13 protein-coding genes are annotated in these 13,236 nt (G+C 65.7%); 3 read left to right on the top strand and 10 right to left on the bottom strand.

Translation table 11 applies throughout. The features are described 5' to 3' along the window. Positions 1 to 120: 120 nt before the first annotated feature. The 10 genes from smc to ccmA are packed head-to-tail and all read right to left on the bottom strand — an operon-like array spanning position 121 to position 10,729. Entirely contained in the window at positions 121 to 3,615 is a 3,495-nt protein-coding gene (smc, locus tag H1D44_RS03920; RefSeq protein WP_181513553.1) for a chromosome segregation protein SMC, read from the bottom strand. A 4-nt stretch (positions 3,616 to 3,619) separates the two neighbouring features. Further along, positions 3,620 to 4,846 carry a c-type cytochrome biogenesis protein CcmI gene (ccmI, locus tag H1D44_RS03925; protein ID WP_181513554.1) on the bottom strand — a complete coding sequence of 409 codons (1,227 nt, stop codon included), beginning with the start codon at positions 4,844 to 4,846 and terminating at the stop codon, positions 3,620 to 3,622. After that, positions 4,843 to 5,316 carry a cytochrome c-type biogenesis protein gene (locus H1D44_RS03930; protein ID WP_181513555.1) on the bottom strand — a complete coding sequence of 158 codons (474 nt, stop codon included), beginning with the start codon at positions 5,314 to 5,316 and terminating at the stop codon, positions 4,843 to 4,845. The genes ccmI and H1D44_RS03930 overlap by 4 nt, the downstream gene beginning before the upstream one ends. Further along, the gene (locus tag H1D44_RS03935; RefSeq protein ID WP_181513556.1) at positions 5,307 to 5,837 is read right to left on the bottom strand and encodes a DsbE family thiol:disulfide interchange protein; all 531 of its coding nucleotides are present in this window, start codon (positions 5,835 to 5,837) and stop codon (positions 5,307 to 5,309) included. The genes H1D44_RS03930 and H1D44_RS03935 overlap by 10 nt, the downstream gene beginning before the upstream one ends. Next, on the bottom strand, positions 5,834 to 7,852 hold the full coding sequence (locus H1D44_RS03940; protein WP_181513557.1) for a heme lyase CcmF/NrfE family subunit: 2,019 nt from the start codon (positions 7,850 to 7,852) through the stop codon (positions 5,834 to 5,836). The genes H1D44_RS03935 and H1D44_RS03940 overlap by 4 nt, the downstream gene beginning before the upstream one ends. Before the next feature lie 12 nt (positions 7,853 to 7,864). After that, positions 7,865 to 8,377, bottom strand: a complete 513-nt coding sequence (gene ccmE, locus H1D44_RS03945; RefSeq protein WP_181513558.1) for a cytochrome c maturation protein CcmE — start codon at positions 8,375 to 8,377, stop codon at positions 7,865 to 7,867. Next, positions 8,367 to 8,606 (bottom strand): heme exporter protein CcmD, encoded by a 240-nt coding sequence (ccmD, locus tag H1D44_RS03950; protein ID WP_181513559.1) that lies wholly within the window; start codon positions 8,604 to 8,606, stop codon positions 8,367 to 8,369. Before ccmD ends, ccmE begins: the two co-directional genes overlap by 11 nt. Next, on the bottom strand, positions 8,606 to 9,346 hold the full coding sequence (locus H1D44_RS03955) for a heme ABC transporter permease (RefSeq protein ID WP_181513560.1): 741 nt from the start codon (positions 9,344 to 9,346) through the stop codon (positions 8,606 to 8,608). The genes ccmD and H1D44_RS03955 overlap by 1 nt, the downstream gene beginning before the upstream one ends. A 14-nt stretch (positions 9,347 to 9,360) precedes the next feature. Beyond that, positions 9,361 to 10,098, bottom strand: coding sequence for a heme exporter protein CcmB (gene ccmB / locus H1D44_RS03960; RefSeq protein ID WP_181513561.1), 738 nt, complete (start codon positions 10,096 to 10,098; stop codon positions 9,361 to 9,363). After that, entirely contained in the window at positions 10,085 to 10,729 is a 645-nt protein-coding gene (gene ccmA / locus H1D44_RS03965) for a cytochrome c biogenesis heme-transporting ATPase CcmA (RefSeq protein ID WP_181513562.1), read from the bottom strand. The genes ccmB and ccmA overlap by 14 nt, the downstream gene beginning before the upstream one ends. Positions 10,730 to 10,935: 206 nt before the next feature. Between ccmA and H1D44_RS03970 the strand changes: the two genes are divergently transcribed. The 3 genes from H1D44_RS03970 to H1D44_RS03980 all read left to right on the top strand — a co-directional run bounded on the left by H1D44_RS03970 (position 10,936) and on the right by H1D44_RS03980 (position 13,148). Continuing rightward, positions 10,936 to 11,415, top strand: a complete 480-nt coding sequence (locus H1D44_RS03970) for a LexA family protein (RefSeq protein WP_181513563.1) — start codon at positions 10,936 to 10,938, stop codon at positions 11,413 to 11,415. Then, on the top strand, positions 11,415 to 12,035 hold the full coding sequence (locus tag H1D44_RS03975) for an IMPACT family protein (RefSeq protein WP_181513564.1): 621 nt from the start codon (positions 11,415 to 11,417) through the stop codon (positions 12,033 to 12,035). Before H1D44_RS03970 ends, H1D44_RS03975 begins: the two co-directional genes overlap by 1 nt. 381 nt (positions 12,036 to 12,416) lie before the next feature. Beyond that, a complete protein-coding gene (locus H1D44_RS03980) occupies positions 12,417 to 13,148 on the top strand; it encodes an iron-containing redox enzyme family protein (RefSeq protein ID WP_181513565.1) in 732 nt (243 codons plus the stop codon). The last annotated feature ends 88 nt before the right edge of the window (positions 13,149 to 13,236 follow it).

Raw genomic sequence — 13,236 nt, forward strand, 5'->3', positions numbered from 1 at the left:
ATTATCGCCTGAGAGTCAAAATGACCCTGCGCCTTTCCCTGTCAATTCGCTTCTTCTAACTGCTGCATGACCGTGATGTGTCTTCTGATATCGCGTTTGGCGCTCGCTTTCAAGCCCTTTTCATGCCTCGGCCAGCGCCGCCGCTTCTTCCACGCCGACCGCCACCAGACGTGAGACGCCGGGCTCTTGCATGGTGACTCCCATCAATCTTTCGGCGGCCTCCATGGCGATCTTGTTGTGGGTGATATAGATGAACTGAACCGAGTCGGACATGTCTTTCACCAATTTGGCATAGCGTCCTACGTTGGCATCATCGAGCGGGGCGTCGACTTCATCGAGCATGCAGAAAGGAGCCGGATTGAGCTGGAAGATAGCAAAGACCAGCGACAATGCCGTCAATGCCTTTTCCCCTCCCGAGAGAAGATGAATCGTGCTGTTCTTCTTTCCCGGAGGTCTTGCCATGATGGCAACACCAGTGTCGAGCAAATCCTCTCCGGTCAGCGTCAACCATGCGGTTCCACCACCGAAGACTCGCGGAAAAAGCGACTGCAGACCCTCGTTGACTCGCTGGAAGGTGTCGCGAAAACGCGTCCGGGTCTCCTGGTCGATGCGACGTATGGCTCGCTCGAGGGTCTCCAGTGCCTCATTCAACTCGGCCTGCTGGGCCTCGAGGTAGTCCCGCCGCTCGGCCTGCTGGTCATACTCCTCGATGGCCGCCAGGTTGATCGCCCCGAGGCGGCGGATGCGCTCACCGACCTCCTCGAGGCGGGTCTGCCAGGCCGACTCGGTGGCGTTGAGATCCAGCTGCGTCTCCAGCGCCTCAGCCTGATGGCCCAGCTCGGCTAGCTGTTCGTCCTGGGTCTCTGCCTTCAGCGCCAGCGCCTGGACCTGCATGCGCGCCTCCTGCAGGCGTTCGCGGATGCCCTCGAGATTGCGCTCGTGGTTCTGCCGCGCCAGCTCGTCCTCACGCAGCCGCTCGACCAGTTCGGCGGCACGCGCCTTGGTCTCGTTGAGGGCACGCTCGTCCCCTTCGCGCCGATACAGCAATTCATCAAGCCGTTCGCGCTGCTCTTCATCGGGCTCGCGCAGCTGCTCGAGGGTTTCGGTCAGCTCCTCACAGCGCGCCAGCAGGCGTTCGCGGGTGTCTCTGCTGCGCCCTTGCTGTTCGGCCAGGCCGGCACGCTCGGTGCTCAAGCGCTGGTACTCCAGCGCCAGCTGCTGGGCTCGCTCCTGCAACGGACGCTGGCGGGCACGCAGCGAGGCCAGCCGTTCACGCGCCTCACCGCGCGCGCGCTCCAGCCGCTCGCGCTGCTCGGCACCCGCCTCCAGCCGGGCCATGGCCTGCTGCCAGCGCTCGCGTGCCTCCTCGATGGCCAGCCGTGTCTCCTCTCGGGCCTCGTCCAGAGCGGCCAGCTCTTCGGCCAGCTCACCGGCGCGCCCCTGCAGGTGCTCGAGGCGGCTGGCCAGCCCGCTGTCCTGTACGGCCAGCTGCTGTTGCTCACCGGCCAGGCGCCGTTCCTCCTGGCGGATTGCCTCGAGTTCGTGCTCGGCCCGTTCGGCACGCTCGCGCTCGGCCTCGATCGCCTGGTCGCGGGCAGCCAGGCGGGTCTCGAGCTTGTCGAGCTCTGCCGCCGCCTGCTCGAAGCGCCGTCGGCTGACCAGCAACGCATCCGGACCGGCCCCCTGGCCGCGGTGCCGAACCCAGTCGCGCCCCAGCCACAGGCCCTCGGGTGTGATCAGGCTCTCGCCGGCGTCGAGGCCTTGGCGCTCGGCCCAGGCCAGCTCGTCACTCTCCACGCAGCGGATCGGCGCCAGCCAGGCCGCGGCGGCACCGGCACCGCGCACCCGGGCGGCCAGGCTGTCCGGGGCGGCTTCGATCTCGGCATGAGGTGCCAGGGCGCCGAGTTCGGCAGGTGGCCCAACGCTGGCCGGGCGGAAAGTCTCGAGGGATGCCAGGCGCGCCTTGAGCCAGGGAGCCAGAACCCAGGAGACACTGGCCTCCCAGCCCGGCTCGACTTCGAGGGATTCGCCCAGACGGGGCAACTCGCCCAGCTCATGAGCGGCCAAGTGATCGGTCAGGGCGTCATCGGGGTCATCGAGGGCCGCCTGGATCAAGGCGTCGAGTGAGGCCAGCTCGCCCTGCAGGCTGCTGCGCCGGCTGCGCTCGGTCTCACGCTCACCCTCCTGGGTGGCGATGCCGTCACGGGCCTCTTCACGGACGGCCTGGAGCCGTTCACGACGCGACTCGAGCTCCTCCTGGGCCAGGCCAAGCTCTGCCAGGCGCTCCTTGAGTTCGTCGCGCCGCGCGGTCAGCTCGGCCAGGTCAGGCAGCTCATGCTGCTGCTGGCGACGTCGCTGAGCGTCGGCCTCGGTTCGGGCAAGCCGGCTCTCCAGCTCGCGCAGGCGGTCCTGGCTGCGCTCGGCATCACGACTGGATTCACGCCAGCCTTCGCTGAAGACGTCAAAGGCGTGGTCGGCCTCTTCCGCGGCAGGCTCGGCCTCTTCCAGCATCGCCTCGAGTTCGGCCAGCTGTTCGGCCACTTCCTCCTGCTCGGGCTGCAGGCTTTCGAGGCGCTCGTCGAGACGCGACAGCCGTTCGCGGTCGTGCTCGCCGAGACGGTCGAGCTCGGTCAGCTCCTGGCGAGCGCTTTCCAGATCGCGTGCCAGCTGCCCCTCGCGACTGCGGGCATGCTCCAGGCTCTGCTCTATCCGGGCAATGGCCCCGGTGGTCTCGAAGAAACGCGCCTGGCGAGCTTCGAGCGTCTCGGCAAGGGTGTCGTGATCGGCGCGGGCTTCCTCGAGGCGGGTCTCGCACTGGCGCAGGCCGAGAACCTCACGCTCGACGGCGGTCTCGAGGTCCCGCACGCGGTGCTCTTCTTCACGCTGGCGAGCCCGCAGGGCGCGGCCACGCAGCAGCGCCAGCTCGCCCTTGAGACGGTGCTCCTCCTGCTTGAGGGTCTGGTAGCGCCGCGCGGCTTCCGCCTGACGGCGCAGCCGCTCGAGCTGCTTGTCGAGCTCCTCGCGTATGTCGTCGAGACGTTCGAGGTTTTCGCGGGTACGCCGCATGCGGTTTTCGGTCTCGCGGCGGCGTTCCTTGTACTTGGAGATGCCGGCCGCCTCCTCGAGGGTGGCGCGCAGCTCCTCCGGCCGCGCCTCGATCAGCCGCGAGATCATGCCCTGGCCGATGATGGCGTAGGAGCGCGGACCCAGGCCGGTGCCCAGGAACAGGTCGGCGATGTCACGGCGGCGACATTTCTGGCCGTTGAAGAAGTAGCTGGACTGGCCGTCGCGGGAGACCTGCCGCTTCACGGCTATCTCGGCATACTGGGCGTAGATGCCGCCCATGGTGCCGTCGCTGTTGTCGAAGCGCAGCTCGATGGCGGCCTGCCCCACCGGCTTGCGCGCGGTGGAGCCGTTGAAGATGACGTCGGACATCGACTCGCCGCGCAGGGTCTTGGCCGAGGATTCGCCCATGACCCAGCGCACCGCGTCGATGACGTTCGACTTGCCGCAGCCGTTGGGCCCGACGATGGCGGTCATGTTGCCATCGAAGGGAACCGTGACCGGGTCGACGAAGGATTTGAATCCGCTCAGGCGGATCGAGGTGAGTCGCATCCCGCTATTCTATGACACGGTCGATCACGACCTCCACGGGATCTCCTTCGACGTTGCCCACTCTCACCCCTTCCAGGTCGCCATACATGTCGCCGGTTTCGGGCGTAGTGCCACCGCTGCGGGTGGCGCGAACCAGCAGGCGCACTTCGCTGACCTGGGACAACGAGGCATCGCTGGACATGGCATGGCGGTCGTCCATGATCAGCGTCGTCGGCAGGTCACCCAGCGTGACCCGGGCCACGGCCAGCGGCGGCAGCTCACCCTCCATGTCGCGGGCGATGATGAACACCTGGGTCTCGTCGTCGAGCAGACCCTGCAGGCGCTCCTCCAGACTGACGCTGAGATGGATGCCGTTGCCCTGAACGATCGCCTCCTGCTCCTCGGGCACCACGCCCATGCGCTGCTGGGCGATCTGGATGCCTTCACGCAGGGCCTCGGCGGAGCTGGAATCAGACATCCCGGCGATGGCCCGGCGCCAGCGATCCACGGCCGTCTCGTAGTCGCCCCGGTCGAAGGAGTGCACACCCAGCATGCCGAGAATCGTAGGCTCGCTGGGATTCTGCGCCAGGGTCTCGTCGACCAGCGCCTGCACCTCACCGGTGAGGCTGCGGCCGGCCTTGAAGAACTTGAGCTGCGCCTTCTGGGCCAGCAGCGACGTGAGCCGCCCCTCGATGGCGATCAGGTTCTCCAGCGCGTTCAGCGCCGCCTCTCCCTGGCCGGAATCACGGTAGATCGGATAGAGCGAAGACCAGACGTTGGGGTTGCCCGGCTGGCGCTCGGCCTGCTGCTCGAGCTGGCTTACCAGGGTCGGCAGGGAGTCGCTCTCCTGGAAGACGTTGAACAGGACAAGGTCGCCCTCGGCACCGTGCTGCTGATACCACAGCACGCTGCCAGCCACCACGGCCACCGCCACCAGTGGCACGACGAGGCGCCCGGCAGCCGGCGCCTGCAGCGGCCGGCGCTGCAGGCCCTCGGTATCTTCCAGCAGGCTGCGGTCGAGATCGAGCCGATCCTCCTCGTAGCGCGCCTGGTCGATGTCGCCACGCTCGAGCGCCGCCTCCAGCGAGGCCAGCCGGCGCTGATAGATCGCCACGTTCTGCTCGGCGGACTTGTCGCTGGTTTCGAAATCGAGCTGGGCGTCATGCACCAGGCGGGCTCGACGCAGCGGCGCCACCAGCAGCCAGAGGGCGGGCAGCAGTAGGATGGCAAAGGCTAGCCAAAGAAGAGTCATTCGGTCCTCCCGCGATTGATCAGGGCCTCGAGGCGAGCGCGCTCCTCGGCGCTGAGCTCACGGGCTGAGGCATTCCGCCGTGCACGCACCACCAGTGCGACCAGCACGCCTCCAAGCAGCACCAGGCCGGCGGGCAGCCCCCAGAGCAGGAAGGTGCGCCCTTCCAGGCGCGGGTTGTAGAGCACGTAGTTGCCGAAGCGCTCGACCATGTGATCGCGTATTTCCATGTCGGCGCGGCCATCCTTGAGCATCATGTAGACGCGATCGCGCATGTCGCGCGACACCGGCGCATCGGAATCGTTGATGGCCTGGTTCTCGCAGGTGGGGCAGCGCAGCGAAGCGGTGAGACTGCGGTAGCGCTGTTCCATTACCGGGTCGTCGAATTCACGCACCTCGATGCCGCCTGCCTGAAGGGTGCCCGCAGCCAGCAGCATCATGAGGCCGGCGAGGACGAATCGAATCACTGCCATTTCTGCACCTCCGGCAGGACGTGGTCACGTATGTCACTGGCCGAGATATAGCCAGTATGGTGATAGCGGATGATGCCATCGCGGTCGACCAAGAAGGTCTCCGGCGCGCCGTAGACACCCAGCTCGAAGCCCAGCTCGCCGTCCGGGTCGAAGATGTTCACCTCGAACGGGTTACCGAAGTCCTGCAGGAAGCCGATGCCCTTCTCGCGGGTGTCCTTGTAGTTGACCCCCACCATGCGAATGCCGCGATCCGCCAGGTCGAGCAGTTGGGGCATCTCGCGCCTGCACTCCGGGCACCACTCGCCCCAGACGTTGACCAGGGTGACTTCACCGTTGGCCAGCAGCGAGCGGTCGACGCGTCGCTCCGGATCTTCCAGCGTTGCCAGGTCGAACTCGGGGAAGTCGCGGGCCATCAGCGCCGAGTCGCGGTGGAAGGGATCCAGCGACAGGCCCTTGTAGAGGAACAGCGACAACCCCAGGAAGCCGATCAGCGGCAACAGGAGTAACAAACGCCGGTTCATGCGGTCGCCTCCCGGCCCTTGCCTTCGGGCTTGGCTGTCGCCGCTGCCTGCTCAGGATCGGGCGCGGTGGCCAGGCGCCGATAGCGCTTGTCGACCACCGCAAGCACGCCACCGATGGCCATCAGCAGGCCACCCAGCCACAGCCAGCGCACGAACGGCTTGTACTGCACGCGCATGGCCCAGCTGTCGTCGCCGAGATCCTCGCCCATGGCCACGTAGAGGTCACGGAAGAAGCCCGGCCGCAGGGCAACCTGGGTCATCGGCATGCCGCGGGCGATGTAGAGCCGCTTCTCGGGGTGCATGTTGAAGGTACGACTGCTGCCGTCGCGCTGCACCTCGATCACCGCGCGGTCGGCCAGGAAGTTGGGCCCGCGGCGGCTGGCAAGGTCGGTCATGGTGAAGGTGTAACCGGCCACGCTGACGTGGTCGCCGACGCTCATACGCACGTTGCGCTCGATGTTGTAGTTCGATACTACCGCTACGCCGACGATGGTCACCGCCACGCCCAGGTGGCCCAGCTGCATGCCCCAGTAGGCCAGCGACAGCTTCTTGAGGCCGGCCATGACCGACGTGGAGTGGCGGGTCTTGTCGTAGAGGTCGCGCACCATGGGTAACACGATCCACAGTGCGGCGATCAGGCCGATCGCCACCGGCGCGCTCCAGCGCTCGGCAAAGATCAGCGGCAGCGCCATGCCCAGTACCACCGAGACGGCAGCGGCGAGCCACAGGCGTTGGATCAGCAGCTTGCTGGTGGTGTCCTTCCAGCGCGAGATCGGCCCCAGCCCCATGAACACGCACATGAGCAGCGTCAGCGGCACGAACAGGGCGTTGAAGTAGGGAGGGCCAACGCTGATCTTGCCCAGGTCGAGGGCGTCGAGCAGCAGCGGGTAGACGGTGCCCAGCAGCACGGTGACGGTCAGGATCACCAGCATGATGTTGTTGATCAGCAGCATGGCGTCGCGGGACAGCCAGCCGAAGCCCACCTTGTGGCTGACCCGCGGCGCGCGCAGGGCGAAGATCAACAGCGACAGCCCCACGGTAATCCCCAGCAGCATCAGGATGAAGAAGCCGCGCGAGGGGTCGTTGGCGAAGGCATGCACCGAGGTCAGCACGCCGGAGCGCACCAGGAAGGTCCCCAGCAGCGACAGCGAGAAGGTGGTGATCGCCAGCAGCAGGGTCCAGCTCTTGAACGAGCCGCGCTTCTCGGTCACCGCCAGCGAGTGCATCAGCGCGGTGCCGGTCAACCAGGGCAGCAGCGAGGCGTTCTCGACCGGATCCCAGAACCACCAGCCGCCCCAGCCCAGCTCGTAGTAGGCCCACCAGCTGCCCAGCGCGATGCCCACGGTAAGGAAGGCCCAGGCGAGGTTGGTCCAGGGGCGTGCCCAGCGCGCCCAGGCGGCGTCCAGGCGACCGCCGATCAGTGCGGCGATGGCGAAGGCAAAGACCACCGAGAAGCCGACGTAGCCCATGTAGAGCGCCGGCGGATGCATGATCAGGCCGATGTCCTGCAGCAGCGGGTTGAGGTCCGCGCCGTCCTGCGGCATTTGCGGCAGCAGCCGCTCGAACGGATTGGAGGTGACCAGGATGAACAGCAGGAAACCCACGCAGACCATGCCCAGTACACTGATGACGCGTGCCACCATGTCCCGCGGCAGCTCGCGTGAATAGCGCACGGCAAAGTAGCCCCAGCCGGCCAGCATCAGGCTCCACAGCAGCACGGAGCCCTCATGGTTGCCCCATACCGCACTGAACTTGTAGTACCAGGGCAGCATGGAGTTGGAGTTGTTGGCCACGTTGAGCACGCTGAAGTCGTCCAGCATGTAGCTGGCGGTCAGCGCCGCATAGGCGATGGCGACGAACAGGAACTGGCCGGCCGCCATGGGCCGGGCATAAGCCATCCACAGCGGCCGGCGCAGCGTCGCACCGGCCAGTGGCACCACCGACTGCACTACGGCGAACAGCAGCGCAATGACGAGGGCGAAGTGGCCGATTTCGGGAATCATCTGGATCTGCATGGGTACTCCGGCTCAGTACTGGCTAGCGCCTTCTTGCGCCTCACCCTCTTCGATGCGTTCGGCTATCTTGGCGGCCTTCTGCTGGAAGTCCGCGGGTGAGTAACCGGCGGCCTCCAGCGCCTCTGCCACCTCGGGGGGCATGTAGTTCTCGTCGTGGCGCGCCAGCACCTGGTCGGCCTTGATGTAGCCGTCATGCTGAAGCTGGCCCACTACCACCACGCCCTGCCCTTCACGGAACAGGTCGGGGAGGATACCACTATAGTGGACGCGCACGTCCTCGACGTAGTCGGTCACGGTGAACTCCACGTCCAGGCTGTCCGGATTGCGATAGACGCTGCCCTCGCGGACCATGCCACCGGCACGGATCTGACGTTCGAAGGGGGCATCCCCCGCGGCGATCTGAATCGGACTGAAGAACAGGTTGATATTGGCCCTCAGCGCATAGAGCGTCAGACCCACGGCAATCGCCGCGAGTGAGACCAGGCCGAGGAACATGAACAGCTTCTGCTTGCGTTTAGGCGTCATTGGTACACCCACCCTTGCTAGTTTGAACCGGTATTGGCCCGGCGGTACGTCCGCCGTGGCGCGCCTCGCGGCGAGCGCGACGCTGCAGCTGACGCATCAGCTGGCGGCGCTCGGCGCGAGCATGAAAGACGATGCCCAGCATGAGGGCGGCGGTCACGCCCCAGGCCGACCAGACGTAGGGCGCGTGACCGCCCATGGCGAGTAGTTCCTGGAAGGTGTCGAAAGCCATCAGTTGACCTCCTCGGCCAGTTCACGTACCCAGCGCTTGCTGGATTCGCGACGCAGAATCTCGCTGCGCGTGCGGGTCAGGACCAGTGCAATGAAGAAGCTGTAGAAGCCGAGCACCATGATCAGCAACGGCAGCCACATCTCCATCGGCATGCCGACACGCCCGGTGATGGTGAAGGTTGCCGGCTGGTGCAGGGTGTACCACCAGTCCACCGAGTATTTGATGATCGGGATATTGATGACACCCACCATGGCCAGCACCGAAGCCGCACGCGAGGCGCTGTCGCGACTGGAGAAGGCGCCACGCAGGGCGATCACGCCCAAGTAGAGGAACAGCAGGATCAGCATCGAGGTGAGACGCGCGTCCCACATCCACCAGGTGCCCCAGGTAGGCACGCCCCACACCGCCCCGGAGAACAGCGCGACGAAGGTCATGGCCGCGCCGAACGGCGCCATGACGGTGGCCGCCATATCGGCGATCTTGATTTTCCAGACCATGAACACCAGCCCGGTGATCGCCATGGAAACGAAGATCGACTGGGCCAGGAAGGCCGCCGGCACGTGCACGTAGATGATGCGGAAACTATTGCCCTGCTGATAATCGGCCGGTGCGAAGGCCAGCCCCCAGATCGTGCCGGTGACGATCAGAATCAGTGCCGCGGCCCAGAACCAGGGCTGCAGACGTGCGCTGATGGCATAGAACCACTTGGGGGAACGCAGCTTGTTAATAAAAGCCCACATTGGCTCTCACCCTCTCAACCGTTGATGCTGATGCGCAGCGATGCCGCGATCGCCAGTGGCGCAAGGCTCAGGGCCAGCGCCAGCAGCGCGCCGAGAATCGCCAGATGCGCCAGTACGCCATCGCCGAGGATGGCCGCCTGGACGGCTCCGGCGCCGAAGATCAGCACCGGGATGTAAAGGGGCAACACCAGCAGCGAGAGCAGCACGCCGCCACGAGAGAGCCCCACCGTCAGCGCCGCTCCGATGGCACCAATCAGACTGAGACTGGCGCTTCCCAGTGCCAGTGAAATTGCCAATACCGCATAGCTGCCTGCCGGTAGTGCCAGCATGATCCCGAGGATCGGCGCCATCAGCGCCAGGGGCAGCCCGGTGAGCAGCCAGTGCACTGTCACCTTGGCCAGGGCCAGCAGCGCCAGCGGCTGGGGCGTCAGCAGCAGTTGCTCCAGCGAGCCATCGTCGTAATCGGCCCGGAACAGGCTGTCCAGCGACAGCAGGGCCGCCAGCAGTGCTGCCACCCATAGCAAGCCGGGCGCGATGGCCGCGAGCAGCGCCGGATCGGGGGAGATACCGATCGGGAACAGGGTGATTACCAGCGCGAAGAACACCAGCGGATTGAGCACTTCGCTGCGCCGCCGCAGCAGCAACACGAGATCCCGCTTGAGCGTGGCCCACACTGCGACAGCGAGGCCGCCACGAGGTTCCTCGCGCGTCACCGCGACCTCCTTGGCGAGCGTGCCTTCAGACACCGACATCGTCCCCTCCCCCGCCGAGACGGATGCGGCGCAGTTCGGCACATGGCGATAGCTCATGGTGCGTGGTGACCAGTACACAGCCGCCACGGCGGGCATGCCCCACCAGGCGCTGCTCGAGCGCCGCGACACCGTCGCGGTCGATGGCGGTGAAAGGTTCGTCGAGCACCCACAGCGGACGCGGGGTAAGCAGCAGCCGCGCCAGTGCCACGCGGCGCTGCTGCCCGGCCGAGAGCTGCCCCGCCGGGACGTCCTCGAAGCCTCCCAGCCCAACCTCCTCGAGCGCCGCGTAGCGCGACTCCTCATCGGGCCCGTGTCCGGCCAGCGCCTGGTACCAGGCCAGATTCTCCAGTGGAGTCAGCGCCGCCTTGACGCCGGGCGCGTGGCCCAGGTAAAGCAGGTTCGAGAGGAAGGAGTCACGCGCTTCACGCATGGGCAGCTCATTCCAGAACAGCTCGCCTTCATAGTCCGCCAGTTGACCGGAGAGGATCTTCAGCAGAGTGGTCTTGCCACTGCCGTTGGGACCCTCTACACGGACGATCTCGCCGGCGTGGATGTCCAGGTCGAGATCCTGGAACAGCCAGCGGTCATCACGTTCGCAGGCCAGGCTTTGCGCTTGTAGACGCAGGCTCAACGGCACTCTCCAGATATGGGTAAATTTCCAGCAAATGCTACACTGAAATGCCGTTTTCCTGCCAGCAATCGAGGTGCGGCACGGCGCCACCCTTGCCCCAAGTCAAGGCAACAGCGAGGCGACGGAACTTGCCAGTGCCGTAGCGCCTGATATGATGCAAGCAACCTGTACATTTCAACAGGTTCGTAGACAGGGGGGAACTGCCAATGCCAACACCTTCCATGCACTACCTTTTCCGACGCCCCAACCTGCCCATCGCGACCTCCTGGGCCAGCGTCGACGCCAACGACCTCGTCGAAGTGCCCCTGCTGGGGGACGTCTCGGCGGGCCTGCCCATCGAAGCCTGCCCCAGCGGGGGCGCCATTCGTGCACCGGCCTGCATGGTGAGGCGCAACACCTACGCCCTGCGCGTGCGCGGCGACTCGATGGTCGACTGCAATATCTTCGACGGCGACGTGATCATCATCGAGCGTCAGGAAAGCGCGGAAAACGGCGAGACCGCCGTGGTGCTGATCAACCAGCAGGAAGTGACGCTGAAAAAGCTCTATATCGAGAAGAACGGCGTTCGCCTGCAGCCTGCCAACGAGAACATGGCGCCGATCTACCTCAAGAACAGCGATATCCAGGTACTGGGCATGGTGATGGGCGTGGTACGTCAGCAGGACGGTCCCGAGCTGACCCACTGATGCGCTATCCGGTACCCGACCTAGCTCCCGATGCCTGGCAGGAGAGTGTCATCGAAGTCGAGCGCAGCCGCTTCATCGCCTGGCTCTGCCATGCGCCCGACGTAGCCGCCTTCGACGCTCTGCTGACGGCAGCGAGACGCACCCACCCCAATGCCAGCCATCACTGCAGCGCCTACATTGCCGGCCCACCCGGCGAACAGAACGCCATCGGCTTCTCCGACGACGGCGAGCCGGGAGGAACGGCAGGCCGTCCCATGTTCCAGGTGTTGGAAGGTGCCGGCCTGGGCCAGGTAGGCTGCGTTGTGACCCGCTATTTCGGCGGCACCAAGCTCGGCACCGGCGGGCTGGCCCGCGCCTACGCCCAGGCCGTGGCCAGGGCGCTGGAGTCACTGCCCAGGCGGGAAATGGTCGAGCGCACCGCCTTCAGGCTCAGGGTCGACTTCGCCGGCGAGGCCGAGGCCCGCACCTGGCTAGAAAGCCGCGGCACGCCGGTGATTGCTGTCGATTATGCCAGCGACGGAGTCATTCTCACCGTGGGCTGGCCCAGCGACATCGAGGCCGACCTGAGTCCGCTGGAAGCGCGATTACGCGGCCGCGTGACCCGGATCGACACCCCTTGAAGCGGCATCCCTATACCTCCCGATAGGGCACACAATCTTGGTATACCACATCAATTGGTATACCGTACTCCTGCATAGGATCTAACCGCACCCTTTCTTCTCCCCATGCCCCGATACCGAACAGGCGGCCACCAGCCGCGCAGCAGCGCGGCCCTCCTGCCAGCAACAGAGCCTTACCGCAAGCGCACATAGAAAATATTGACCCAGGTCAGAAAAAGCCTTGACAGGCCAGCCGAGGGGAAATTACGCTGCATTCATGGCTTTTGGTATACCATGAGCCATTCAGCGAAACCCGGCGAATGGCCGGCACCATGACAGCCAACAACAAGAGCGCGGCCTGATGGTCAGGCGGCGCAAGAGCGACGAACAGGAGTCCTCCCCATGGCACAGTTGATGAATCGCGACGAATTCCGCACCGCACTCGAAGAAGCCATCAAGGGCAAGAGCGCCAACAAGGCCCCGTTCAGCGTGGCCTGGGCCAGCGGCAAGCTGTCCCGTGACCACCTCGCCCGCTGGGCCGAGAACCACTACCACTACGTGGGTCCGTTTGCCGACTACCTGGCCTACATCTATGCCAACACCCCGGAGAGCTACACCGAGGCCAAGGACTTCCTGCTGCAGAACATGTACGAGGAAGAGCTCGGCGGCGATCGTCACACCGACCTGCTGATCCGCTTCGCCGAGGCCTGCGGCACCACCCGCGAGCGTGTCGAGAACCCGGACAACATGTCACCCACCACGCGTGGCCTGCAGAGCTGGTGCTACGCCGTCGCCATGCGCGAGCATCCGGTGGTTGCCGTGGCCGCCCTGGTCGTCGGCCTGGAGTCTCAGGTGCCGTCGATCTATCGCCGCCAGACCCCGACCCTGCGCGAGAAGTACGGCTTCACCGACGAAGAGGTCGAGTTCTTCGATCTGCATATCGTCTCCGACGAGATCCACGGCGAGCGCGGCTACCAGATCGTGCTGGAGCACGCGGACACCGTCGAGCTGCAGCAGCGCTGCCTGAAGATCTGCGAGATCGGCGCCCAGATGCGCCTGCTCTACACCACCGCGCTGTACTACGACTATGTCGCCGAAGAGCTGCCGCTCTCCGAGCTCGACATGGCGGCCTGATCGAGCCCTCCCCAGCCTCGTGTCGCGTCATCTGCTGGCCTGCTGCCGGCAGATGGCCGCCACGCGGCCGGGACCATGAAGACAGCCC

The sequence above is a fragment of the Billgrantia kenyensis genome, assembly GCF_013697085.1.
Classification (GTDB): domain Bacteria; phylum Pseudomonadota; class Gammaproteobacteria; order Pseudomonadales; family Halomonadaceae; genus Halomonas; species Halomonas kenyensis.

Coding starts and splice junctions, on each gene's coding strand:
- ccmE (WP_181513558.1), bottom strand. CDS start 8,377: ATGACGCCTAAACGCAAGCAGAAGCTGTTCATGTTCCTCGGCCTGGTC.
- H1D44_RS03930 (WP_181513555.1), bottom strand. CDS start 5,316: ATGGCAGTGATTCGATTCGTCCTCGCCGGCCTCATGATGCTGCTGGCT.
- H1D44_RS03935 (WP_181513556.1), bottom strand. CDS start 5,837: ATGAACCGGCGTTTGTTACTCCTGTTGCCGCTGATCGGCTTCCTGGGG.
- H1D44_RS03975 (WP_181513564.1), top strand. CDS start 11,415: ATGCGCTATCCGGTACCCGACCTAGCTCCCGATGCCTGGCAGGAGAGT.
- H1D44_RS03980 (WP_181513565.1), top strand. CDS start 12,417: ATGGCACAGTTGATGAATCGCGACGAATTCCGCACCGCACTCGAAGAA.
- ccmD (WP_181513559.1), bottom strand. CDS start 8,606: ATGGCTTTCGACACCTTCCAGGAACTACTCGCCATGGGCGGTCACGCG.
- H1D44_RS03970 (WP_181513563.1), top strand. CDS start 10,936: ATGCCAACACCTTCCATGCACTACCTTTTCCGACGCCCCAACCTGCCC.
- smc (WP_181513553.1), bottom strand. CDS start 3,615: ATGCGACTCACCTCGATCCGCCTGAGCGGATTCAAATCCTTCGTCGAC.
- H1D44_RS03955 (WP_181513560.1), bottom strand. CDS start 9,346: ATGTGGGCTTTTATTAACAAGCTGCGTTCCCCCAAGTGGTTCTATGCC.
- H1D44_RS03940 (WP_181513557.1), bottom strand. CDS start 7,852: ATGCAGATCCAGATGATTCCCGAAATCGGCCACTTCGCCCTCGTCATT.
- ccmB (WP_181513561.1), bottom strand. CDS start 10,098: ATGTCGGTGTCTGAAGGCACGCTCGCCAAGGAGGTCGCGGTGACGCGC.
- ccmI (WP_181513554.1), bottom strand. CDS start 4,846: ATGACTCTTCTTTGGCTAGCCTTTGCCATCCTACTGCTGCCCGCCCTC.